Genomic DNA, 22,326 nt, shown 5'->3' on the forward strand with positions numbered 1-22,326 from the left:
CGGGCCGGTCGCCGGGTCGCTGGGCGTGTCCCGCCAGGTGATGCCGTACGTGGCCCCCGGCACCGGAAGGTCGTACCGGTTCCGGGGGCTGGCGTAGCGGGGGGCCTCGTTCATCCAGCGGATGCAGCCGGCGATGTAGTGGCCCAGCGCTTCGAGGTAGCGCCTGAGGTCGGGTCCGGCGTCGCGGGCGATCCGGTCGCGGAGGTTGAGGAACAGGGTCATGGCCCGGTCCCGGGTGGCGAGGGCCTCGGTGAGGGCCTGTTCGTGGGAGGTGCCGTTGTGGTGGGCCAGGACGTTGACGATGTTCTGGTCGGTGGTCTCGTGGTCGTCCTCCTTGGCGTAGGAGAACAGGTCGTTGTCGCAGCTGACGACGAAGCCGGCGGCCTCGGTGAGCGCCTGGACGGGTGCGGAGGCCAGTTCGGTGGCGGGGACCTCGAAGCCGTTGGCGATCTCGCTCCAGGCGAGCGAGAAGCGGGTGCCGTTGATCGAGGGGCGCAGCGCCACGTAGTCGGAGAGCGTGGGCATGACGCCGCGTTCGATGTTGCTGACCTGCCAGGAGGCGCCGAACAGCCAGTCGCGCATGCCCTCGGCCACCCGGCGGAGCTGGACCGGGGTGGCCACGGCGCGGGTCCTGGCGGCGAGGTCTTCCAGGGCGGCGTCGAACGGCGAGTCGCCGAGCATGGCGGAGCCGGGCGCCTCCAGGCAGCGGGAGATCCGGGCGTTGAGGTCGACGATGTGGGCGGTGTTGACGTCGGCGGCGCCGGTGTCGTGCCAGATGTCGTCGAGGGCGAACGCCCAGTGGTTCCACTCGATGAAGAGGAGCAGGGGTTCGTCGCGGCCGTGGGGGATCATCCGGCAGCTGAAGTCGGTGCTGTGGGTGGCGATGCTCCAGGCCCGGTCGGTGGCGTCGCGGAAGATGCCGGTGGCGTCCAGCCAGGCGACGGCCTGTTTCTCCAGTGCGTCGCGGCGGGGGTGGACGGCATCGGGGATCGGGCAGTAGAAGGGGGGCAGCCGCCAGCCGATGGCGCTGGCGCGCGGCGGGGGTCCGTAGGGGACGAGCATGCTCAGTTGCCCTCCATCCGGAAGAGGAGCAGGCGGGTCTCGACGGCGTGGTCGCGCCAGGCGCGGAAGAGCTTGCCGTGAGTGAGGGCGGACTCGTGCAGCCGCTCCACGGTGATGGGGGACGGTTCGTCCTCCGTCCGCTGCACCCGGTCGAGTTCGGCGGTGGTCCAGGCCATGGACTGGACCCAGAACTCGGCGACGCGGTCGGTGATGTCCTCGTCCTGTTCGAGTTCGAAGCCGGCGGCGCGGGCGGCGGAGATGTACTCGGCGAGGGTGCCGAGGCGGGTCTTGTAGTAGCCGTCGATGAAGGTGGTCCACTCGGGCCGGCAGAGGAAGTGCTCCTGGATGCCGAACCAGCCGCCGGGGCGGAGGGCCTTGGCGACGACGCTGAAGAGGCGTTCGCGGTCCATGTAGCCGGAGCTCTCGATGGCGACGGCCGCGTCGTAGCCGGCCTCTTCGCAGAGGTCGTGGATGTCGCCGAGGACCGGGGTGACCAGGTCCTCGACGCCGGCCTCGCGGACGAGGTCGGCCATCACCGGGACGTGCTTGGCGGTGACGGTGATGGCGGTGACGTTGCTGCCGTACTCCTGGGCCCAGTAGATGGAGCCGCCGCCGATGCCGCAGCCGATGTCGAAGAGCTGGTGCGGCGGGTTCTCCGGGACGCCCCACAGCCGGGCGGCGTGGTCGAGGACGGTCTCCTGCGAGGCGCGCAGCCGGTTGCGCAGGACGCGCTGCGAGACGGTGGTGTTGGGGTGGACGCCGGGCTCGAACATGCCGACGTGAAAGTGGATCCGGGGGCCGGGGCCGTACTTGTGAAGGATCTCGGCGGTCTTCCGGGAGTAGTACGACGGCACCTGGGCCTCATCACACGCCGCATCCGAAGCTGCGGCCACTTCGGCAGCTGCGGTCACCTCGGCGACAAGGTTGTCCATGGGATCCCTCCGGGACGTCAACGATCGGTGGACGGATGGAAGGGGAGTCAGGCCGCGGGTGGTTGCCGCGCCCGGCGGCGACTGGATTGCCGTTCGATCACATGCGCGAGTCACGCCGCCCCCCCAGCAACAAGCGACCAGCATTCCTGTCCAGTTTTGCCCGCTACCTGCCCAGGGCGGGTCGGCGATAACCCGTGATACGTACCGGCGTACGCCTTTCTGACGCCGCGGGCCAGGATCGTTTCGTTTCACTTTGGACCGTATAGCGCCGTTTCCCCACCCCGTTGCGATGAGAAAGGCTGAAACTTGCACGCTGTTGTCGGGGTTTTGGCCTCGCCAGGAACCGATATCCGGACGCCCGGCAGATGGCCGGATCCCGTTCGTGCGTAGGGTGTACGGACGAACGTAGGGGGCGCTCTCACTTGTGAACGTGCGCCCTTTCACGGCGTCCCCCTGTTTCCGGGGCGACGCGGTGGGCCACAGCCGCCCCTCGGCCGGGCCCGCCACCCGCCGAGCACACTGGTCTCCGGCCGGAACCCCGGCCCCGACGAGGGAGAACGTGATGAGGGTGAGGTTCCCGGCGCGGGCGTCCGGGCCGGCGGGGGCGCTCGGACCCGCGTCCGGGCCGGCCGCCGCGGGCGGGCGGTGGCGCGCGCCCGGCGCGGTCGTCGCGGGTGCCCTCCCGGCCCTCGCCTTTCCCGCGCCCTCCCTGTGGTGGCTGGCCTACGTCGCCCTCGTCCCCTGGCTGCTGCTGGTCCGCTCGGCCGACTCGCCGCGCCGGGCCGCGCGGGAGGCCTGGCTGGGGGGCGCGGGGTTCCTGCTGGCCGTCCATCATTGGCTGCTGCCCAGCCTCCATGTCTTCATCCTGTTGCTGGCGGCGCTGCTGGGCCTGCTGTGGGTGCCCTGGGGGCTGCTGGTCCACCGGCTGCTGGGCGGCCGTCCGGGGCCCGGCCGGGTGGCGGCGGCCCTGGTGCTGGTGCCCGCGGGCTGGCTGCTGGCCGAGCTCGTCCGGTCCTGGGAGTATCTGGGCGGCCCCTGGGGGCTGTTGGGCGCGAGCCAGTGGCAGGTCCCGGCGGCGCTGCGGCTGGCGTCCGTCGGGGGTGTCTGGCTCGTCGGGCTGCTGCTGGTGGCCGTCAACACCGCGCTCGCCGCGGTGCTCGCGCTGCCCCGCGCCCGTCTCGCCGGCCTGGCCGGGCTGACCGGCTGCGCCGCGGTCACGGCCGGGGTGTGGTGGTGGGCGCCGCAGCCCCGGGCGGCCGGCACCGCGCGGATCGCGATCGTGCAGCCGGGCGTGGTCGACGGCCCCGGGAGCGTACGCCGCCGCCTGGACCGCGAGGAGGAGCTCACCCGCTCGCTGGCCGGCCGCGGCGTGGACCTGGTGGTCTGGGGCGAGAGCAGCGTCGGCACCGACCTCGGTGCCGACCCCGCGCTGCGCGCCCGGCTCTCGGCGCTGTCCCGTACGGTCGGCGCCGACCTGCTCGTCAACGTGGACGCGCGCCGCTCGGACCGGCCCGGCATCTTCAAGAGCTCGGTGCTGGTCGGCCCGGACGGCCCCACCGGCGACCGCTACGACAAGATGCGGCTGGTCCCCTTCGGCGAGTACGTGCCCGCCCGGTCGCTGCTGGGCTGGGCCACGTCGGTGGGCAAGGCGGCGACCGAGGACCGCAGGCGCGGGGACCGGCAGGTGGTGACGCGGCTGCCGTCCGGGCGCGGCGCGGGGCTGCGGATCGGCCCGCTGGTGTGCTTCGAGACGGCGTTCCCCGACATGAGCCGGCACCTGGCCGCCGACGGCGCCCGGGTGCTCGTCGCGCAGTCCTCGACCTCGTCGTTCCAGCACGGCTGGGCGCCCGGGCAGCACGCGTCGCTGGCCGCGCTGCGGGCCGCCGAGACCTGGCGGCCGATGGTGCACGCCACGCTGACCGGGGTGAGCGCGGTGGCCGACGCGCACGGCCGCACGGTCGGCCCCCGGCTGGGGACCGGCACCTCGGCGGCGGCCGTGTACGACGTCCCGCTGGCGAGCGGCACCAGCCCGTACGTGCGGGCCGGGGACTGGGCGGTGTACGCGGCGCTGGCCGCCCTGGTCCTCTGGTGCGGCGCCGAGGGCGCGCGGGCCCTCGTCAGGCGCCGTGCTTCTCCACGGCGTTGACGATCCGCTCGCACAGCGCGTGGGTGCGCAGGGCGTCCTCGGCGTCGAGGGTCCTGCCCTCCCGGACCGCGTCGAGGAACGCCGTCACGCACTGCTCGATACCGCGCTGCCGGGCGACCGGCGTCCAGTCGCCGCGCCGCCGCGCGGTGCGCGCGCCGTGGTGGTCGACGACCTCGGCGAGGTCGCGGACCTCCCGTTTCCGGTCCTGCCCGGAGACCTCCAGGATCTCCTCGACGGATCCGCTCCGGCGGTTCATGACGCCGAGGGCGGTGAACCCGTCGCCCGCGAGCGTGAGGACGAGGTGCTCCAGCAGGCCGTCGGCGACCCGGGCCCGGACGTCCACGTCCTCCACCGGGCCGGGTGCCAGGAAGCGGAGCGTGTCGACGACGTGGATGAAGTCGTCGTAGATCATCGACCGCGCGTCCTCGGCCAGGTCCACCCGGTTCTTCTGGAGGACGACGAGGTCGCGGGGGTGGTCGAGGCAGTCCGCGTAGCCGGGCGCGTACCGGCGGTTGAAGCCGACGGTGAGCGGTACGCCGCGGTCCTGGGCCAGGCCGACGAGGCGTTCGCAGTCGGCGAGTTCGCGGGCGAGCGGCTTGTCGACGAAGACCGGCACGTCCGCCGCCAGCAGCCGGCCGACGATCTCCGGGTGGACGGCGGTGGGGGCGTGCACGAGGACGGCGTCCGGGCCTGCGGCGAGCAGCGCGTCCAGGTCGGTGTGGCGGTGCGCCTCGGGTATGCGGTAGGCGTCTCCGACGGCGGCCAGGGTGGCGGGGGTTCTGGTCTGCAGGTGCAGTTCCAGTCCGGGCAGGGCGCCGAGCACCGGCAGGTACGCCTTCCGCGCGATGTCACCGAGTCCGATACAGCCGACCTTCACGTGGCCTCCTTGATGCGTGCGTCCATGCAGCATACGGGGGAGTTCCGGGCGCCCCCCGAGCGCTCCCGGCGCCGTGGGCCCGGGGGCGAAATGGCGTGGCGGCCCGTCCGGCTCCCGGGGAAGATGACCTCCATGACCGAACCCGAGCGGCGCAAGCCGCCCCACATCGCCGACGAACCCACCGCCCTGGAGGCGTTCCTGGAGTTCCAGCGGGCCACCCTGGAGCAAAAGTGCGCGGGCCTGGACGAGGCGGGGCTGCGCACCGCCTCCGTGCCGCCGTCCACGATGACGCTGCTGGGACTCGTCCGGCACCTGGCCGACGTCGAACGCCATTGGTACCGGCGGGTGTTCGCGGGCGAGGACGCGCCGCCGCGGTTCTACGACGACGAGAACCTCGAAGGCGACTTCGAGTTCCCCGCGGAGGCCACCTGGGAGGAGGCCCTCGCCGCCTGGCGGGAGGAGGTGGCGGCGGCCCGCGCGGCGGTGCGCGGGCGCTCGCTGGAGGAGCTGAGCGCGGCCGGGCACCACAAGACCGGGCAGCCGGTGGGGCTGCGGTGGATCCACCTGCACATGATCGAGGAGTACGCGCGGCACAACGGTCACGCGGACCTCATCCGTGAGCGCGTCGACGGCGCGACCGGGGTGTGACGTACGACGGGGGGTGTGACGTACGACGAGGGGGGCGCGCGGGCCTGACCGGCACTCCGCGTCACCCTTGAGGGGAATCCCCAACGCGGGCTGGAGCGGGCATGGTTGGGCGGATGTCCAGGATTCCCGCGACCGCCGTTCTGGTGGCGGTGGCGCTGTCGGCCACCTCCGGCTGCGTCTCCCTGCCCGGCCACCACCCGTCCCGGCACGGCCCCGCCAAGGCCGGCTGGGAGGTGCGGCAGGGGCGCGACCGCGAGTCCCTGGAGCGGACGGGCGCGGAGCCGCCGGGGGCGGGCGGGGTGCCGGGGGTGCCCGGTACGGGGGCGCCCGGGAGACCGGCGATTCCCGGGTCGCCGAGTGTGCCCGGCCTGCCGGGGTTGCCGGGCGTTCCCGGTCTGCCCGGAGTGCCGAGCGTTCCCGCGCTGCCCGGGATGCCGGGTATGCCCGGTTCCGACGTCCTGGGCCCGCCGTCCGTCGCCGCTACCGCAGGGCCGGGACCGGCACGGCGGGCGCCCCACCGCGAGGGGGCGGGCTCCGCCCCGCCCTCGGGTTCGGGCTCCGCCTCCGCCCCGGAGCACCGGCGCTCCTCGCCGAGCACGGGAGCGCGGACGGAGGAGCGCCGCACCGAGGCACCCCCGCCGCCTGCCGCCCCACCGCCGTCGGAGCACCGCGCCCCGCCACCCCCACCCAGGTCGGAACCGCGCTCGGAGCCCCGCTCGGACCCACCCCCGGCAAGCCCCCGACACCACCCCGAACCGGAACACCCCCGCCCGGCCCCCGCCCCCGAGCGACCACACCCGGCACCCCCGCCCCGGGCCCGCATGGGCACGTGCGCGATGGGCGAACAGTACGGCCGCTGGCAGCCGGGGAGCGATGCCTCACGCATCTGCCGTCAGGTGTACGGCGGTTGACGGCCCTCGGCCCGGCGGCCCGATGGCCACGCGGCACGGCGGTTGCGGCCCCTGACAACTTCCGAGGCGTCGGCCCCTTGAGGAACCCCGGCCCACCGACAGCACTGCTCGGCCTCCCACGCTGGAGGCCGTGGCCGGGACACGCGACTCACACCCCTCGAATCGGCGCCCACGCGGCCCTACGGCGTCCCCGGCACACCGACCACCCAGCCCGGCCGGACTCCCGGGCTCGACAGGCCCGGCAGGCCCGGCCCGACGCCCCCGGCCGGCCGCGCTCACCACCGCGTCACCCGCCCCCGTACCGCGCGGCCAGCGCCGCCACCGCCGTGGCGACCGCGGCGCGCAGTTCGGGCGGGCCCAGCACCTCGGCTTCGGCGCCCAGCCCCAGCAGGTCGCAGACGGCCACGGGCAGGGACTCCACCGGGAGCACGACCTCCGTCCACCCGTCGGCGTCCGGCGCCCCGGCCCCCGCCGCGGCTCGCGCGCCCGCGGCGCCGAACTTCGCCGGCAGCAGCCGCAGGACGCCGGGCGACACCCGCAGCCGGGCCTCGCCCTGGTGGCGCATCTCCTCCAGCCGGCGGGAGGTCGCCGCCCAGGTGGCCGCCAGGTCGAAGCCGGCCGGGCGCTCGAAGCGGCCTGGCAGCGTCTCGGCGGCGAGGACGCGGGAGACCCGGTAGGTGCGGATGTCCGTCTCGGCGCGGGCGACCAAGTACCAGATGCCACCCTTGAGGACGAGCCCCAACGGGTGCAGTTCCCGCCGCACTTCGCCCTTCCAGCGGCGGTAGTGCACGCGCAGGGCGCGCTGCCGCCACACGGCGTCGGCGACGGCCGCGAGGTGCGGCACGGGTTCGGCGTCGCGGAACCAGCCCGGCGCGTCCAGGTGGAAGCGCTCCGCGACGCGCCGCGCCCGCTCCCCCGCGCCGGCCGGGAGGGCGGCCTCCAGCTTGAGCCGGGCCGCGGCGAGGTCGGCGCCCAGGCCGAGTTCGGCCGCGGCGCCGGGCACGGTGGCGAGGGCGAGGGAGCCCGCTTCGTCCTCGGTGAGGCCGGTGAGGCGGGTGCGGTAGCCGTCGAGCAGCCGGTAGCCGCCCGCCGGTCCGCGGTCGGCGAGGACCGGGACGCCGGAGGCGCCGAGCGCCTCGACGTCCCGGTAGACGGTACGGACCGACACCTCCAGCTCCGCCGCCAGCTCGGGGGCGGTCATCCGCCCCCGGTTTTGCAGCAGGAGGAGCAGGGAGAGGAGGCGGTCGGCGCGCATCCCGGCATCGTCCCACCCCCCGTTTCCGTACCTGACGGAAGGTGTCAGGTACGGGCGGGAGGCTGTGCGGGAGCCGCCCGGACCGTACGGGCGGTCCGACGCCGCCCCCCGCGGCCCGATCCGGAGGACCACCGCATGACCACGCACACCGACTCCACGTTCACCTTCCTCGACTGGGACGAGCACGAGCTCGGTCGGACGGAGGGCGGCACCCGCCTCGCCCGGGCGACCGTCCGCAACACCTACACCGGCGTCATCGAGGCGGCGGACACCCACTGCGCGTACACCATCGCCTACGCCCCGGACGGGACCGGCACCTTCTCCGGCTACCAGCTGTTCGACGGCGCGGTCGCCGGCCGGAAGGGCGGCTTCGCGGTGCGCGAGACGGGTACCTTCGACGAACGCGGCACCGTGCGCTGCTCGTTCGAGGTGGTGCCCGGCTCGGGCAGCGGGGAGCTGGCCGGCCTCGCGGGCAGCGGCTGGTACACGGCGGAGCACGGGATCAAGGCCGTCCCCTACCGGTTCGAGCACACCGCCGGCTGAGCCGGGCAGCGGCGGGGTCAGGCCGCGCCGCCGGACCCCGGCTCCGGCCCCGCTCAGACCTCCAGGTCCGGGATGCGCCAGTCGATCGGCTCGTGTCCCTGCGCCGCGATGGCCTCGTTGATCTGGGTGAAGGGGCGGCTGCCGAAGAAGCGCTTGGCCGACAGGGGCGACGGGTGGGCACCCTTGACGACGATGTGCCGCGACTCGTCGATCAACGGGAGCTTCTTCTGCGCGTAGTTGCCCCACAGCACGAAGACCGCCGGGTCGGGCCGCGAGACGACGGCGCGGATCACGGCGTCGGTGAACTTCTCCCAGCCCTTGCCCTTGTGGGAGTTGGGCTCCCCGCCGCGGACCGTGAGCACCGCGTTGAGCAGCAGGACGCCCTGCTCGGCCCAGGGCATGAGGTAGCCGTTGTCCGGCACGTCGTAGCCCAGCTCCTCGCGCATCTCCTTGTAGATGTTGCGCAGGGAGGGCGGCGTCTTGACACCGGGGCGCACGGAGAAGCACAGGCCGTGGCCCTGGCCGGCACCGTGGTAGGGGTCCTGGCCCAGGACGAGGACCTTGACCCGGTCGTAGGGGGTGGCCTCCAGGGCGGCGAAGACCTCGCCGCGCGGCGGGTACACCGGCGCCTTCGTCCGCTCCTCCTCGACGAAGTCGGTCAGCTCCTTGAAGTAGGGCTTCTCCAGCTCCTCGCCGAGGACTGCGCGCCAGGACTCGGGCAGCACGTCGGTGACCGTCACTTCAGCAACCTCCGGGATCGGTTCTCTTTCTCGTCCGAGAACTTACCGGTGACCACTGACAACGCCCGCCGCGCGGGTGCCGGGGCCCAGCGGACCCCGGTCCCCGCCTACTCAGTCCCCGGCCCCCGCCCGCTCGGACAGCGACGTTCGCCCGCTCGGACGGCAGCGTTCAGACCGCGGCGTTGAGGAAGCGGCCGCCGTCGAGGACGAGCGTCTGCCCGGTGATCCAGGCCGCCGCGTCGGACAGCAGGAACGCCACCGCGCCCGCCACGTCCTCGGGTGCGCCGAGCCGGCCGAGCGGGTAACCGGCCGTGGCCTCCTCCTCGCGCCCCTCGTAGAGGGCGGCGGCGAACTTCGTCTTGACCACGGCGGGCGCCACGGTGTTGACGCGGACGCCGGGCGCCATCTCGTGAGCGAGCTGGAGCGTGAGGTTGGCCATCGCGGCCTTGCTGATGCCGTAGGCGCCGACGAAGGGGGACGCGGAAAGTCCGGCGATGGAGCCGATGTTGACGATCGCCCCGCCGTTCTCCTTCTGCCACGCCCGCCACGTCTGCTGAGCGAAACCGAGGGCGGAGACGACGTTGGTCTCGAAGACCTTGCGGGCGACGCCGAGGTCGGTCTCGGTGATCGGGCCGAACACCGGGTTGGTTCCCGCGTTGTTGACGAGGTGGTCGACGCGGCCGAAGGTCTCCATGGCCCGTTCGACGGCGGTGGCCTGGTGGGCCTCGTCGTGCGCCTTGCCGGGCACGCCGAGCGCCCGGTCGGCGCCGCCCAGCCGTTCGACGGCCTCGGCGAGGGCGGTCGCGTCGCGGCCGGTGACGACGACGCGGTCGCCCCGGGCGACCAGGGCCTCGGCGATGGCGTAGCCGATGCCGCGGCTCGCCCCGGTGACCAGCGTCACCTTCCCGGCGGCGGTGTCAGAGGTGGTCATGGCTGCGCGTCCCCGTTCAGTCGAGCGGCCCGCCGGCCACGTACAGCACCTGGCCGGAGACGAAACCGGCGTTCTCGCCGGTGAAGAAGGCGATGGCGTGGGCGACGTCCTCCGGCTGCCCCACCCGTCCCACGGGGATCTCGCCGGCCGCGGCGGCCTGGAGGTCCTCGAACCCGATGCCGATCCGGGCGGCGGTGCCGGCCGTCATGTCGGTGGCGATGAACCCGGGGGCGACGGCGTTGACGGTGACGCCGAACTTGCCGAGCTCCTTGGCCAGGGTCTTGGTGAAGCCCTGGAGACCGGCCTTGGCGGCCGAGTAGTTGGCCTGGCCCCGGTTGCCGAGGGCGGAGCTGCTGGAGAGGTTGACGATGCGGCCCCAGCCGGCGTCGACCATGTGCTTCTGGCAGGCGCGGGCCATCAGGAACGCGCCCCGCAGGTGCACGTTCATGACGGTGTCCCAGTCGCCCTCGCTCATCTTGAACAGCAGGTTGTCGCGGAGCACCCCGGCGTTGTTGACGAGCACGGTCGGCGCGCCGAGCCCCTCGGCCACCCTTGCGACGGCGGCGGACACCTGTTCCGCGTCGGAGACGTCGCAGCCGACGGCGAGGGCCTCGCCGCCGGCACGGGAGATCTGCTCGACGGTGTCCGCGCAGGCCGCCTCGTCGAGGTCAAGGACGGCGACCGCGCGGCCCTCCACGGCGAGGCGCAGGGCGGTCGCGGCGCCGATGCCGCGGGCGGCGCCCGTGACGACGGCCACCCGCCGTTCGCTGGTCAACATGGGGACTCTCCTCACCTCGGGCGGCGTCCCCGACCGGCGGGAGCGGGCCGGGCGGCCCCTCGGACGGTGGGTGAGCAACCGCTCAGTAGCTTCGGCCGATCAGACGCTAGAAGCCCCGCCATCCGCTGTCAACGCCCCGGCACCGGCCCCGCTCCCTACCGGACCAGCAGGTCGAGCAGGCGTTCCGGCTCGCCCCGCGGGTCGAGGGTGAGCCCGGTGTGCACCGGTCCCGGCTGGACGACCGTGCTGCGCGGCGCGATCAGCCAGCGGAAGCGCCGTCCGGCGTCGTCGCAGGCGGCCTGCCCGGCCCTCTCGCCACCGGCGCAGACGCCCTCGACGGCGCGGAGCGCGGCCCGCACCCCGGCGACGTCCGCCGCGGGGTCGAGCGCGAGCAGCCGGGCCTCGTCGAGGTGGACGCGGGCCTCGACGAACGCCCGCGCCTGGCAGTAGACGACGACGCCCGCGTTGATCTGCTCCCCGCGCTCGACGCGCGGCACGACCCGCAGCAGCGCGTACTCGAAGACGTCCCGCTCCTTGGCGTCCTTCATACGGTCCGTCACTTCCCGGCCTTCCTGTTGTCCAGCCTGACCCGCACCCACTCGGGCGCCTGCGAGGGCTTGTCTGCGCTGCGCTCGCCGAGGGTGACGCGGTCGCCGATGCCGGCCGCCCGGGCGAGCAGCACCTCGACGTAGGCCCGGCGCACCGCGTCCGGCCCGTCGAAGCCCGGTTCGTCCGCCAGCCAGACGTCGGGGACGTCGGCGACCACGCCGGTCAGCAGCTCCTCGGTGACGAGCGGCGCGAGCTCGGCCGTCGCGGCGGCGAGGTCGGGGGCGAAGGTGGCCAGGACGTGGTCCGAGGCGTCGTACCCCTTGTCCGCGGCGGCGCCGGCGGACGGCCAGTTGTGGTGCCAGATCATGGTGGCGCCGTGGTCGATGAGCCACAGGGCGCCGTGCCAGACCAGCAGGTTGGGGTTGCGCCAGGAGCGGTCGACGTTGCCCACCAGCGCGTCGAACCACACCACGCGCCCGGCCTCGGCTGCGTCCACCTCGAAGGCGAGCGGATCGAAGCCGAGCGCGCCGGGCAGGAAGTCCATCCCCAGATTCAGGCCGCCACTCGACTTCAGCAGCGCCTGCACCTCCTGGTCCGGCTCCCCCCGCCCGATCACCGGATCGACGTCGACCCCCACCAACTCCGGAACCCGCAGCCCCAGCGCCCGGGCGAGCTGCCCGCAGATCACCTCGGCCACAAGGGTTTTGCGCCCCTGACCCGCCCCGCTGAACTTCACGACATACGTCCCGAGGTCGTCGGCCTCGACGATCCCGGGCAGCGACCCGCCCTCACGCAACGGCGTGACGTAACGGGTGGCGGTGACTTCCGTCAGCATGTTCTCAGGCTCCGCGGTTCTCTCGACGTGCCACGAAGTGAGCATAGTAACCGAGCGTGACCACCCTTGATCACCTTGATTGGGTCCACCCCCGTCACACGGACGGCTCCTGGTCCGGGGCGTCCCCGGCCGGTTCGCGGTCGGCGAGTGCGCGGCCGGTCGCGCGCAGCGCGTCGACCGTGGCCCGGACGGACGGGCGGGTGTCAGCGTCGGCGCGCCATACGGCGAAGACGTGCCGGCGCATCGCCTGTCGCACCGGGACCATGCGCACCCCGTCGGGAACGGACCCGCGGCCCAGGCGCGGGGAGACGACGACGCCGAGGCCGGCGGCGACGAGGACGAGCTGGGTGTGGTGCTCGTCGGCCATGTGCGCGATGCGGGGCTCGACGCCCTGGGCGCGCAGGGTGCCCAGCAGCCATTCGTGGCAGAACTCGCCCTTGGGCCAGGAGACCCACTCGTCGTCGGCGAAGTCCTCCAGGGAGACGTCGCGGCGGCCGGCGAGCGGGTGGCCGGTGGGCACGGCGACGTCCACGGGGTCGTCCAGGACCACGGCCTTGGACAGCCCGGCGGGCAGGGGAAGCGGCCGGTTGGTCCAGTCGAGGACGACGGCGACGTCGAGGTCGCCGCGGTCGACCCGCCGGACGGCCTCCTCCGGGCGCATCTCCTCGGCGATCACAACGAGGTGGGGGTGGTCGGCGCGGAGCCTGGTCAGAACGGCCGGAAGCATGCCGCGGACGGCCGTCGGGAAGGCGCCGAGCAGCAGCCGGCCGACGGCCCGGCCGCGCTGCGCCTCCAGGTCCGACCGGGCGAGGGCGACCTGCGACAGGATGCGCTCGGCGTGGGCGGCGAGCAGCCGACCGGCGTCGGTGAGGCGGATGCCGCGGCCCTGCCGGGCGAGGAGCCGCTCGCCGGTCTCGCGCTCCAGCTTGGCCAGTTGCTGGGAGACGGCGGAGGTGGTCACCCGCAGTTCCGCGGCGGCGGCGCTGACGGATCCGTGTCGGGCGACGGCGTCGAGCGTGCGCAGGCGCTCCAGATTCAACATCTCAGCGATGCTACGTGAACACGTGTACGAGAATTTGCTTGTTCTAAGAGGTCCGTTCCGACATCTTGAGCCGCATGAGCACCGTCACCCCACGTCCCCCCACGGCCGTCCCGGCCACTCCCGCTTCCCCCGTCTCCCTCGCCTCCCCCGCCCCCGCCGTCGACTGGCGCGTCCGGTTCGGCATGCTCGCCCTCGTCTGGGGCTTCAGCTTCCTCTTCATCCGGCTGGGGACCGACGGGTACGCCCCGCTCTTCGTCTCCCTGGGACGCATGCTGTTCGGTACGGCGGTGCTCGCCACGGCCCTGCTCGTCAAGCGGCAGCGGCTGCCCCGCTCGGCGCGGACCTGGGCGCACCTGACGGTGGCGGCGTTCCTCCTCAACGCGCTGCCCTTCTCCCTGTTCGCCTACTCCGAGCTCCGCATCCCCTCCTCGCTCGCGGGCATCTGCAACGCCACCACGCCCCTGTGGGGCATGGTCTTCTCGCTGGTGGCACTGTCGGAGGACCGTCCGACCCGGCGCCGGTTCGCGGGACTCCTCCTCGGCTTCGCGGGGGTCCTCGTGGTGCTCGGCGCGTGGAACGGCTTCTCCGGTCAGGACCCGTGGGGCACCGCCATGGCCCTGACGGCGTCGGCCAGTTACGCGATCGGCTGGATCTATGTGCGGCGCATGCTCTCCGGCACGGGCGACTCCCATCTGTCCCTCTCCACCGGCCAGTTGCTCATCGGCACCGCGCAGCTCGCCGTCGTCGCCCCGCTGGCGGCGCCGCTGCCGTCCGCCTTCCACCCGGTGTCGCTGCTGGCGATCGCCGCGCTCGGGGCGCTGGGCACCGGCCTCGCCATGCTCGTCCAGTACGGGCTGGTGGCCGAAGTCGGCCCCACCACTGCGGCGCTCAGCACCTACTTCATCCCCGTGGTGGCGACGGCGGCCGGAGCCGCGCTGCTCGGCGAGGACCTGACCTGGAACACCCCGGTCGGCGCACTGATCGTGCTGGCCGGCGCGGCACTGACCCAGGCCCGGGGCGCTCGGGAAACCCGGGGCACCTCGCGACCCAAGGCCGCCCGCGCCACCCCGACGGCCGCGAGGACCGCGAGGACCGCGCCGAACGGCGACGACACGTAGCGGCACCGGCCAGACCCCCGACAAGAGGCGGCCCGCCCGCGCCACCACTCGCCGGGCCCCACCGCGCGGTGCGCACAGCCGAGCCGCAGCGTCACGCGCACCCGCCCGCCCGACGCGCCGAACGGTGACGGCGCACAGGGGCACGACGGGAAGCGGCTCGCGCACCACCACTCGCCGGGAACGCCCCCACCGGAACCGCAAGGCCGCGCTCGCAGTGCGCGCGGCCGAGTCGCAGTGTCACGCATGCCCGCCTCGCCGGACCCCCGGACTGCGGCGGCGCGCAGAGGCACGACGGGAAGCGGCTCGCGCACCACCCGCTCACCGGAGGCACCCCCACCAAAACCGCGGCGCCGCGCTCGCGATGCGAGCGGCCGAACCGCAGCGTCACGCACACCGCCTCGCCGGATGCGCCCGGACTGCGGCGGCGCACAAGGGCGCCGGGCAGCGGCACGGTGGGAAGCGGCTCGCCGTCCCCCTTGCCGGCCGAGACGTCGCGGAGGCGCCGCGCTCCCCTGCACCGCGCGACCGCGCCGCCGCGCTCGCCCCGACAGCCGGGCCCCGACACCTCGCAGCCCTCACCCCCTCAGCCCTCACCCCCCCAGCCCGACCGTCCTCCCCACTCAGCCGTAACGCCCCGCCGGCCCCGGCGCGGTCGCGGATGCCAGGACGTCCGCGACCGGCTCTATGTCGTCCGGGCCCAGGGCCGACACCGTGATCCGCACCCCGGGCGGCGAGGTCAGCCGGAACCGGGCGCCGGGTGCCACCGCGTAGCCGGCGCGCAGCAGCCGGGCCACGGCGCCCGTCTCGTCCGGCACCGGCAGCCAGACGTTCATCCCGCTGCGCCCGCGCGCCGCCAGTCCCCGCTCCCGCAGGGCGCGGACGAGCGCGTCGCGCCGGCGTCCGTACGCGGCGGCCGTCGCCGCCGGGTCGACGGCGCCCGTCCGCCACAGGTGCAGCACCGCGTCCTGGAGGACGTGGCTCACCCAGCCTGGCCCGAGGCGCTGCCGGCCGCGCACCCGGTCCACGGTCACGGCGTCGCCGGTGAGCACGGCGAGCCGCAGGTCGGGGCCGTACGCCTTGGCGACGGAGCGTATGAACGCCCAGTGCCCGGTGGCCCCGCCGAGCGGATGCGGGGGCGTGTCGACGATGCCGTGCCCGTGGTCGTCCTCGACGAGCAGCGCCCCGGGGTGCGCGGCGAGGACGCTCCGCAGCTCGCGTGCGCGGTCCGCGCCGACGAGGGCTCCCGTGGGGTTCTGCGCGCGGGTGGTGACGACGAGGGCCCGGGCTCCGCCCTCCAGGGCGCGGGCGACGGCTTCCGGCTCCGGGCCGTCGTCGTCCACCGCGACGGGGACGGGCCGCAGGCCGAGCGCCGGGACGAGGTCGAGGAGGCTCCCCCAGCCCGGATCCTCGACCGCGACGGCGTCGCCCGGGCGCAGATGGGCCGTCAGCACCCGTTCCAGCCCGTCGAGGGCGCCGGAGACCACCGCGACCGGCCCGTCCGGCACACCGTCGGCGGTGAAGGCGGCACGCGCCATCCGCTCCAGCTCGGTGTCGACCGGAGCGTCACCGTAGAGCACGGGCGTCCGGGCCGAGCGCTCGGCCGCCGCCGCGAGCGCGGCGCCGAGCGGGGGCAGCAGAGCGGGGTCGGGGTTGCCCGTCGCCGCGTCGCACACCCCCGCCCCCACCTCCACCCCTATGAGCTCGCGGGGCGCGCTGGCCGGGCGGGGCCGCACCCGGCTGCCGCGTCGGCCCGCGGTCTCGATCACCCCGCGGTCGCGCAGGATCCGGTAGGCGGACGCCACCGTGTTGTGGTTGACGCCCAGGCTGACGGCCAACTCCCTGAGCGGCGGCAGCAGTTCCCCCGGAGGGAGGCGGCCGTCGCCGACGGCGCGCTCCACGCTCTCCGAGATCTCCGCCGCACGACGGCCCGTGATCCGATACTCTCCTAGCACAAACCCGATTATGCACTAGTGCAATGGAGTCCGCAATGGCTTCCCCGGCATCCTCAGCCTCTCCGGCGTCTCCGGCTTCCCCGGCCCCGACACCCGATCCGGATCCGACGTCCGCTCCGGACCCGATGCCCGCCCCGCCCCCCGGCGGGACGTACGAGCGCACCCCCCGCACCACCCCCACCCGCTACCGCGACCGCGCCTCCTACGACCGCGAGCTGGTCCACGCCATCCTCGACGACGGCTACCTGTGCCACCTCGGCTTCGTCCGCGACGGCGCGCCGGTCGTCCTGCCGACGCTCTACGGACGCGTCGGCGAGCGGCTGTACGTGCACGGGTCCACCGGCTCCGCCCCGCTGCGCGCCGCCGGGGAGGCCGCCGAGGGCATACCCGTCTGCGTCACCGTCACCCACGTCGACGGCCTCGTGCTGGCCCGCAGCGCGTTCAACCACTCCGTCAACTACCGCTGCGTCGTGGTGCACGGCACCGCCCGCCGGGTGACCGACCCGGAGGAGCTGGCCACCGCGCTCGACGCCCTGGTGGACCAGGCGGTGCCCGGCCGGGCGGCGGACTCCCGGCCGGGCTCGCCCAAGGAGCTGGCCGCCACGGCGGTGCTCCGCGTCGACCTCGCGGAGGTCTCCGCCAAGGTCCGCACCGGCGGCCCCGGGGACGACCCGGAGGACCTCGCCCTGCCGTACTGGACGGGCGTCGTTCCCGTGACCACCGTGCGCGGGACGCCGGTCCCGGCGGACGACCTCGCCCCCGGCGTCCCGCTCCCCGGCTACCTCACGCCCCGCCCCGGCCACGAGGACTGACCGGCCCGACGTCCGCGCCGGCCTCCGGAGCCCCGACCGGAACGACCGGAACGGCCGTCGCGGCCGTCGCGGCCGTCGCGGCCGTCGCGGCCGTCGCGGCCGTCGCGGCCGTCGCGGACCGTGCGGTGCGTCCGGCCCCGCGCGTCTCCACCACGGCCAGCCCCGCCACCGCCGCCATCAGCACCACCGTGCCCAGGACGGTCGCGGCCGTCAGCCGCTCCCCCAGCACCGTCACCGCGATGACCGCCGCGGTGACCGGCTCCAGCAGGGTGATCACGGTGGCCGTGGTGGCGCGTACGGCCTGCAGCCCGGTGAAGAACAGCGCGTAGGCCAGCGCCGTCGGCACGGTCACCAGGTAGCCCATCAGCAGCAGCGTGCGCCCCAGTCCCTGGGCGCTCGGCAGTACCCCGCCCGCCAGCGCGAACGGCAGCAGGAGCACGGTGCAGACGCCGAACGAGGTCAGTGTCGTGGTGAAGGGGTCCGTCGCCCGGCCCGCCCGGCCGAGGTGCCGGGCGTGGACGGCGAACAGCGCGTACCCCGCCGCCGACAGCAGCGCCAGCGCCACCCCGGCCGGCCGTACGGTGGCCGAGCCGCCGCCGAGCACGAGGACGGCCAGCCCGGCGAGGGCCCCGGCGACGGCCAGCCGGCCGCCCGCGCCGAGCCGTTCGCCCATCAGCAGCCGGCCGCCGAGCGCCGCCAGCACGGGCGCGGCGCCCAGGGTGACGACGGTGCCGACCGCTGTGCCCGTCGCGTCGACCGCCGCGAAGAAGGCCGCGTTGAAGACGGTGAGGCCGAACCCGTTGACCAGGGCGGCCGTCACCCGGTGCCGTCGTGGCCCGGCCGGCCGCGGACGCCCGGCCGCACGCCGCGAGGGCACCAGGAACCGGACGGCCAGCAGCAGCGCGAAGCCGCCGGCGCAGCGCCAGAAGGTGAGCGCGACGGGGCCGAGGCCGCTGCTGTCGATCGCCAGGGTCGCGGTGGCCCCGGTGGTCCCCCAGGTCAGGGCGGTGAAGGTGACGTACAGCAGACCGCGCCCGGCGGACGGGATCCGCGGGGCGTCGGGGCGTACGGAGGGAAAAGACGACACGGACGTGTCGGACATGGCTGTTCTCCCGCAGAAGACGTGAAAGATCGCGTGGTCTTCGGACGCGGGCAGCGGCAGTCGCCCGGGCGCGCGTCATGGCGCACCGGGTCGGTCTCCCGGAGAGAGGAAAAGAGCCGCCCGCGCTAGGCGGCGGGAGGCGGAAGAACAGCACTCGTAGGCATGATCACATCTTAGGACCGGGGCGACCCGCCGGACAACTCCCTCCCGCCGGACAACTCCTTCCCACCGGCCCGCACTTCCTCCGCAGGACCGGCCCCGAGCCCGTCACCCCCGCCCCGCACCCCGCCGTCCCGCACTTCCTCCGCACGGCCGGCCCCGAGCCCGTCACCCCCGCCCCGCACCCCGCCGTCCCGCGGCGCCGAGCGCTGCGCGACGAACGCCCCGAGCAGCACCACGGCGCCGCCCACCAGCTGCGGAACGGACAGCCGCTCGTCCAGCAGCACCCACGCGAGCACCGTCGCGACGACCGCCTCCAGGCAGGCCACGACCCCGGCCACCTGCGGGGACAGCAGCCGCACCGACACGACGCCGGTGAGGTAGGCGGCCACGGTGGCGACCAGCACCAGCCACGCCAGCAGGGTGACGGCCGGGACGTCCCCGCCGCGCAGTCCGGCGCTCCCGGCGAGCACGCCGGCGTCCATGGTCCAGGGCCGCGCCACCGCGGTGAGGACGAGGGCGCCGAGGAGGAAGCCGTAGGCGATGACGCCCACCGGGTCGGCGGCCTCGGCGCCGTCGCCCCCGTGGTCGGACAGGACGAAGTAGCCGACCTGGCAGACGGCACCGCCCAGGGCGAGCAGCAGCCCCAGGGCGTCGAAGCGCAGCCCGGACCACACCTCGACCACGCAGGCCAGCCCGCCGACCGCCAGCACCACGCCGGCCGTCGCGGCCCGCGACACCGCCCGCCGCCGGACGAACCGCACCCAGCCCAGCACCAGCGCGGGCGCCAGGTACTCGACGAGCAGGGCGACCCCGACCGGGATCCGCGAGATGGCCGCGAAGTAGCAAGCCTGGACGCCCGCGACGGCCAGCAGGCCGAACCCCGCGAGCAGCGCGGGGCGGCGCGTCACCAGGGCGCGGTGCCGCCAGGCGACGGGCAGCAGCACCAGGGCGGCGCCGGCGGCGCGCAGCCAGACGACGTGGAGCGGGTCGAGCCCCGCCTCGATCAGCGGCTTGGCCGCGACCCCCGAGCCACCGAACGCGAGCGCGGACACCAGGGCGAGGCCGAGCCCCGTCCCCCTTCCGCCGGACACCGGTTCCTTTCGCATCGCCGCATCATGTCAGGCTCCGACAGGACCGTCACCGGTATGGCTCCTGACCCATCGTCCGGCGGGCGGGACGCGCAGCCCCTCGACGTCGATCCCGGCGCGTTCCAGCACCTCCACGGCCCGGCAGCGGGGGTCGAGGACCAGGGCGGCCAGCAGGTCGAGCCCTTCGACCGGGACCGGCCCGCGGGCGGCGGCCCGCGCGGACGCCTCGCCCATGGCGGTGGCGGCGGCGGGCGACCAGCCGGGAACCCCGCCCTCCGGCAGCAGCGGCAGCGCCCGGGAGTCCTCGACGGAGCCGCGCCAGCGCAGGCCGTACCCGATGCTGCGCTGGACGAGGTAGCCGAGCAGCCGTACGACCCGGTCCGGGCCGCCGGGCAGCGCCAGCCTGGTCTCGGGGTCCGCTTCCAGCAGGGAGTGCAGCAGGTGCGCGGTGTCGATCTGCCGGTCACCGTCACGCTGGGCGCGCCTGCGGGCACCGGCGACCGCCGCGGCCACCGCCGTGCTCAGCGGCGCCTCGCCCGCCCCGCCGATGTCAGGTGTACGGCTTTGCACCCTCCCACCCCATCAGTCCCGGGCGGCGGAAGCATCCCCGGACGGAAGCATTCGCGCGTCCCCCTCCGGTTGGGCGCGAACGCCCGCGCGCTCCTCCTTGAGGAGGAGACGCGCGGGCGGCGTCACAGGGTGTCAGTCCCCTTCGGCGAGGATGAGGTACAGCTTCCGGCGCGTCTCGTTGACGACGTCCAGGGCCTGCTCCCGCTGCTCCGCACTGCCGGTGCGCCAGACCTGCCCGAACGCCTCCATCAGCGCGAAGCCGGCCTGCCTGACCTCCTGCGCGGTCTCGCGGTCGACGCCGCCCGCGACCTGCTCCCAGGGGGCCGCGGAGCCGGCGTCGGCCTCCGCGCGGCCGTCGTCGGTGAGCGCGAAAAGCTTCTTGCCGCCCTCGCTCGCGCTGCTGATCAGCCCCTCGTCCTCCAGCAGCTGCAGGGTGGGGTACACCGACCCGGGGCTGGGCCGCCACGCGCCGCCGCTGCGCTCCGCGATCTCGCGGATCATCTCGTAGCCGTGCATCGGCCGGTCCTTGAGCAGCGCCAGGATCGACGCCCGCACGTCACCGCGCCGCGCCCGGCCGCCCGGACCACCGCGCCCCCGCCCCCCGAACGGAGGCCCGCCGAAGGGCGGCCCGAACGGACCGAACGGACCGAAGGCACGCCGCCCGCCCCGCTCGCCACCACCGCGCCGGTCGAAGCCGGGGTGCTCGTGTCCATGAGGTCCATGGGGTCCATGGGGATGCCGCATATCGTTCCTCCAGTTCATCGATCGTTCGCGATGCTACGACGATATATCGGTAACACCGGGACGACAAGGCCCCGCGACGACACTTGGCTCGGCGGGCACTGTCCATCTCATTGACATGTGCACGAAAATCATTCCGGTGAACATCCTCAGCGAACGCCAAACGCCCCGCGGGAGCGAACGTCAAACGCCCCGCGGCCGAACCCGCGGACAAACCCACGGACGAGGAGCGAGAATCTCGCTCCTGCTCACCGCCCTCCTAGCCGGCTCCGCCCTCTTCCCGCCGACGGCCTCCGCCGTCGGCAAGCCCCCGGAGCAGATCTGCGGCCACACGGTCCAGGGCCGCATCCTGGACAAGTACCGGGAGTACCGGGACACGCTCGGCTGCCCCCAGACCGACGAGCAGACCGCTCCCGACGGGGTGGGCCGGTTCAGTGTCTTCGACGGCGGCTCGATCTACTGGAGCCCCTCCACCGACGCCCACGTCATCTGGGGCCTCATCCGCGACAAGTGGGCCGCCATGGGCTGGGAGAAGGGCTCCCTCGGCTACCCCACCAGCGACGAGCTGTCTCTCCCCGACGGCGCCGGGAAGCGCCAGGTGTTCCAGGGCGGCTCGCTCTACTGGCATCCCACGCGCTCCAACGGCGTCCACCCCGTCTGGGGCGTCATCGGCCGGCGCTGGGGAGACGCGGGCTGGGAAGGCGGAGTGTACGGCTACCCCATCACCGACGAACTCCAGCAGGAGGGCGTCACCCAGATGTTCGAGCGCGGCCCCATCCGGTGGTCGCCGAACGAAACCGCGAACCCGCTGATCCCGCGCACGAACGCCCATTTCTTCCAGGGCAGTCCGACCCCGGGCGACCTGAAGGAGAGTGCCACGCTGCTGCCCAAGGGCCCCGACCGGGGCATCGTCGTGGTGCGCGGCTACATCGGCGACGACGGCGACCCGGTCAACCACTCCCTGGGCAACCACCGCCTGTGGAGCACCGAACCCGAAGCGAGCTCGAAGGTGGCCATCGCCTGGGACACCGCCACGGGCCAGGTCGGGATCTACGTCGACCAGTCCTGTGTCGGGAACCTGACCTGCCGTAACGCCAAGCCCCTGGTGCGCACCGAGCACGCCAAGGTGGTCCAGGACGACCGGACCCCGCGGAACGAGTACTGGGTGGAGCCCTACGGCAACGGCGGCATCCGGGTGGACGTGTCGGCGGTCAACTCGTTCGTGGACGTCCCGGGCTCGCAGTGGGCGGATCTCGGCCGGATCAACGCGACGTTCCACATCTACCCGCACGGCTACGACGACAAGAACAGGAGCTTCACCGGCTTCGACACCGACACGAACAAGGACAGGTACCCGTCCTGGGAGGTCCTGCGCTACCCGCGCCTGCTGGCGGACTCCGGCTCCCCGCAGGCCCTGTGGCAGGGCACCGTGTGGCAGGGCTCCATCAAGGACCTGAAGGCCCCGCAGCACCTGTGCCACCGGAACCACCCGGACCGCCCATCCGCCGACATGACCTGCGGCTGACGCTCCA

Annotated in this window: 20 protein-coding genes and 1 pseudogene; 6 read left to right on the plus strand and 15 right to left on the minus strand. The window is 74.4% G+C overall.

Going from position 1 to position 22,326, the window contains the following annotated elements:
- Positions 1-237: 237 nt before the first annotated feature.
- Positions 238-1,062, minus strand: a pseudogene (locus JNW98_RS16790) (terpene synthase family protein); the annotation flags it as partial.
- A 2-nt stretch (positions 1,063-1,064) separates the two neighbouring features.
- A complete protein-coding gene (locus JNW98_RS16795; RefSeq protein WP_223769046.1) occupies positions 1,065-1,994 on the minus strand; it encodes a class I SAM-dependent methyltransferase in 930 nt (309 codons plus the stop codon).
- Between the two features lie 562 nt (positions 1,995-2,556).
- Between JNW98_RS16795 and lnt the strand changes: the two genes are divergently transcribed.
- Positions 2,557-4,140, plus strand: coding sequence for an apolipoprotein N-acyltransferase (gene lnt / locus JNW98_RS16800; protein ID WP_223769047.1), 1,584 nt, complete (start codon positions 2,557-2,559; stop codon positions 4,138-4,140).
- Here the strand turns inward: lnt and JNW98_RS16805 are convergent.
- A complete protein-coding gene (locus JNW98_RS16805) occupies positions 4,112-5,017 on the minus strand; it encodes a Gfo/Idh/MocA family protein (protein ID WP_223769048.1) in 906 nt (301 codons plus the stop codon). The genes lnt and JNW98_RS16805 overlap by 29 nt on opposite strands.
- Before the next feature lie 132 nt (positions 5,018-5,149).
- Here JNW98_RS16805 and JNW98_RS16810 point away from each other — a divergent pair, with 132 nt between their 5' ends.
- Complete coding sequence (locus tag JNW98_RS16810; RefSeq protein WP_223769049.1) at positions 5,150-5,665, plus strand: DinB family protein; 516 nt, start codon at positions 5,150-5,152, stop codon at positions 5,663-5,665.
- Positions 5,666-6,862: 1,197 nt separating this feature from the next.
- Here JNW98_RS16810 and JNW98_RS16815 read toward each other — a convergent pair.
- Positions 6,863-7,831, minus strand: a complete 969-nt coding sequence (locus JNW98_RS16815; protein ID WP_223769050.1) for a helix-turn-helix transcriptional regulator — start codon at positions 7,829-7,831, stop codon at positions 6,863-6,865.
- 135 nt (positions 7,832-7,966) lie between these two features.
- On the opposite strand from JNW98_RS16815, the gene JNW98_RS16820 reads away from it, so the two are divergent.
- Positions 7,967-8,374 carry a DUF3224 domain-containing protein gene (locus JNW98_RS16820; RefSeq protein WP_223769051.1) on the plus strand — a complete coding sequence of 136 codons (408 nt, stop codon included), beginning with the start codon at positions 7,967-7,969 and terminating at the stop codon, positions 8,372-8,374.
- Between the two features lie 53 nt (positions 8,375-8,427).
- Here JNW98_RS16820 and JNW98_RS16825 read toward each other — a convergent pair whose 3' ends face one another.
- The 6 genes from JNW98_RS16825 to JNW98_RS16850 all read right to left on the minus strand — a co-directional run bounded on the left by JNW98_RS16825 (position 8,428) and on the right by JNW98_RS16850 (position 13,249).
- Positions 8,428-9,114 (minus strand): uracil-DNA glycosylase, encoded by a 687-nt coding sequence (locus JNW98_RS16825; protein WP_223769052.1) that lies wholly within the window; start codon positions 9,112-9,114, stop codon positions 8,428-8,430.
- A 169-nt stretch (positions 9,115-9,283) separates the two neighbouring features.
- Entirely contained in the window at positions 9,284-10,045 is a 762-nt protein-coding gene (locus JNW98_RS16830) for an SDR family oxidoreductase (RefSeq protein WP_223769053.1), read from the minus strand.
- A 16-nt stretch (positions 10,046-10,061) separates the two neighbouring features.
- Complete coding sequence (gene fabG, locus JNW98_RS16835) at positions 10,062-10,823, minus strand: 3-oxoacyl-ACP reductase FabG (RefSeq protein ID WP_223769054.1); 762 nt, start codon at positions 10,821-10,823, stop codon at positions 10,062-10,064.
- 155 nt (positions 10,824-10,978) lie between these two features.
- A complete protein-coding gene (locus JNW98_RS16840) occupies positions 10,979-11,371 on the minus strand; it encodes a DUF3037 domain-containing protein (RefSeq protein ID WP_223769065.1) in 393 nt (130 codons plus the stop codon).
- An 8-nt stretch (positions 11,372-11,379) separates the two neighbouring features.
- Entirely contained in the window at positions 11,380-12,207 is an 828-nt protein-coding gene (locus JNW98_RS16845; protein ID WP_223769055.1) for a HipA family kinase, read from the minus strand.
- 94 nt (positions 12,208-12,301) lie between these two features.
- Positions 12,302-13,249, minus strand: coding sequence for a LysR family transcriptional regulator (locus JNW98_RS16850; protein WP_223769056.1), 948 nt, complete (start codon positions 13,247-13,249; stop codon positions 12,302-12,304).
- Between the two features lie 74 nt (positions 13,250-13,323).
- On the opposite strand from JNW98_RS16850, the gene JNW98_RS16855 reads away from it, so the two are divergent.
- Entirely contained in the window at positions 13,324-14,367 is a 1,044-nt protein-coding gene (locus tag JNW98_RS16855; RefSeq protein WP_223769057.1) for a DMT family transporter, read from the plus strand.
- A gap of 620 nt (positions 14,368-14,987) precedes the next feature.
- Here JNW98_RS16855 and JNW98_RS16860 read toward each other — a convergent pair.
- Positions 14,988-16,319 carry an aminotransferase class I/II-fold pyridoxal phosphate-dependent enzyme gene (locus tag JNW98_RS16860; protein ID WP_223769058.1) on the minus strand — a complete coding sequence of 444 codons (1,332 nt, stop codon included), beginning with the start codon at positions 16,317-16,319 and terminating at the stop codon, positions 14,988-14,990.
- A 125-nt stretch (positions 16,320-16,444) separates the two neighbouring features.
- Between JNW98_RS16860 and JNW98_RS16865 the strand changes: the two genes are divergently transcribed.
- On the plus strand, positions 16,445-17,131 hold the full coding sequence (locus JNW98_RS16865; RefSeq protein ID WP_223769059.1) for a pyridoxamine 5'-phosphate oxidase family protein: 687 nt from the start codon (positions 16,445-16,447) through the stop codon (positions 17,129-17,131).
- Here the strand turns inward: JNW98_RS16865 and JNW98_RS16870 are convergent.
- The 4 genes from JNW98_RS16870 to JNW98_RS16885 all read right to left on the minus strand — a co-directional run bounded on the left by JNW98_RS16870 (position 17,103) and on the right by JNW98_RS16885 (position 20,797).
- Entirely contained in the window at positions 17,103-18,233 is a 1,131-nt protein-coding gene (locus JNW98_RS16870; RefSeq protein WP_223769060.1) for a DMT family transporter, read from the minus strand. The two genes, JNW98_RS16865 and JNW98_RS16870, sit on opposite strands and share 29 nt — an antisense overlap.
- Positions 18,234-18,406: 173 nt before the next feature.
- Entirely contained in the window at positions 18,407-19,501 is a 1,095-nt protein-coding gene (locus tag JNW98_RS16875; protein ID WP_223769061.1) for an EamA family transporter, read from the minus strand.
- A gap of 12 nt (positions 19,502-19,513) precedes the next feature.
- Complete coding sequence (locus JNW98_RS16880) at positions 19,514-20,053, minus strand: Clp protease N-terminal domain-containing protein (protein ID WP_223769062.1); 540 nt, start codon at positions 20,051-20,053, stop codon at positions 19,514-19,516.
- A 132-nt stretch (positions 20,054-20,185) separates the two neighbouring features.
- Positions 20,186-20,797 carry a PadR family transcriptional regulator gene (locus tag JNW98_RS16885; RefSeq protein ID WP_223769063.1) on the minus strand — a complete coding sequence of 204 codons (612 nt, stop codon included), beginning with the start codon at positions 20,795-20,797 and terminating at the stop codon, positions 20,186-20,188.
- Positions 20,798-20,933: 136 nt separating this feature from the next.
- Here JNW98_RS16885 and JNW98_RS16890 point away from each other — a divergent pair, with 136 nt between their 5' ends.
- Entirely contained in the window at positions 20,934-22,319 is a 1,386-nt protein-coding gene (locus JNW98_RS16890; protein ID WP_223769064.1) for an LGFP repeat-containing protein, read from the plus strand.
- Positions 22,320-22,326 lie beyond the last annotated feature (7 nt).

Origin of the sequence: Streptomyces huiliensis, assembly GCF_020037025.1 — a bacterium.
In the GTDB taxonomy this organism is placed as follows: domain Bacteria; phylum Actinomycetota; class Actinomycetes; order Streptomycetales; family Streptomycetaceae; genus Streptomyces; species Streptomyces huiliensis.

Bases quoted from the DNA above. Each gene is read 5' to 3' on its own strand.
- JNW98_RS16810 (WP_223769049.1), top strand. From the start codon at position 5,150: ATGACCGAACCCGAGCGGCGCAAGCCGCCCCACATCGCCGACGAACCC.
- fabG (WP_223769054.1), bottom strand. From the start codon at position 10,823: ATGTTGACCAGCGAACGGCGGGTGGCCGTCGTCACGGGCGCCGCCCGC.
- JNW98_RS16885 (WP_223769063.1), bottom strand. From the start codon at position 20,797: ATGCGGCATCCCCATGGACCCCATGGACCTCATGGACACGAGCACCCC.
- JNW98_RS16795 (WP_223769046.1), bottom strand. From the start codon at position 1,994: ATGGACAACCTTGTCGCCGAGGTGACCGCAGCTGCCGAAGTGGCCGCA.
- JNW98_RS16850 (WP_223769056.1), bottom strand. From the start codon at position 13,249: ATGTTGAATCTGGAGCGCCTGCGCACGCTCGACGCCGTCGCCCGACAC.
- lnt (WP_223769047.1), top strand. From the start codon at position 2,557: ATGAGGGTGAGGTTCCCGGCGCGGGCGTCCGGGCCGGCGGGGGCGCTC.
- JNW98_RS16820 (WP_223769051.1), top strand. From the start codon at position 7,967: ATGACCACGCACACCGACTCCACGTTCACCTTCCTCGACTGGGACGAG.
- JNW98_RS16865 (WP_223769059.1), top strand. From the start codon at position 16,445: ATGCCCGCCCCGCCCCCCGGCGGGACGTACGAGCGCACCCCCCGCACC.
- JNW98_RS16815 (WP_223769050.1), bottom strand. From the start codon at position 7,831: ATGCGCGCCGACCGCCTCCTCTCCCTGCTCCTCCTGCTGCAAAACCGG.
- JNW98_RS16875 (WP_223769061.1), bottom strand. From the start codon at position 19,501: ATGCGAAAGGAACCGGTGTCCGGCGGAAGGGGGACGGGGCTCGGCCTC.
- JNW98_RS16855 (WP_223769057.1), top strand. From the start codon at position 13,324: ATGAGCACCGTCACCCCACGTCCCCCCACGGCCGTCCCGGCCACTCCC.
- JNW98_RS16840 (WP_223769065.1), bottom strand. From the start codon at position 11,371: ATGAAGGACGCCAAGGAGCGGGACGTCTTCGAGTACGCGCTGCTGCGG.
- JNW98_RS16845 (WP_223769055.1), bottom strand. From the start codon at position 12,207: ATGCTGACGGAAGTCACCGCCACCCGTTACGTCACGCCGTTGCGTGAG.
- JNW98_RS16830 (WP_223769053.1), bottom strand. From the start codon at position 10,045: ATGACCACCTCTGACACCGCCGCCGGGAAGGTGACGCTGGTCACCGGG.
- JNW98_RS16870 (WP_223769060.1), bottom strand. From the start codon at position 18,233: ATGTCCGACACGTCCGTGTCGTCTTTTCCCTCCGTACGCCCCGACGCC.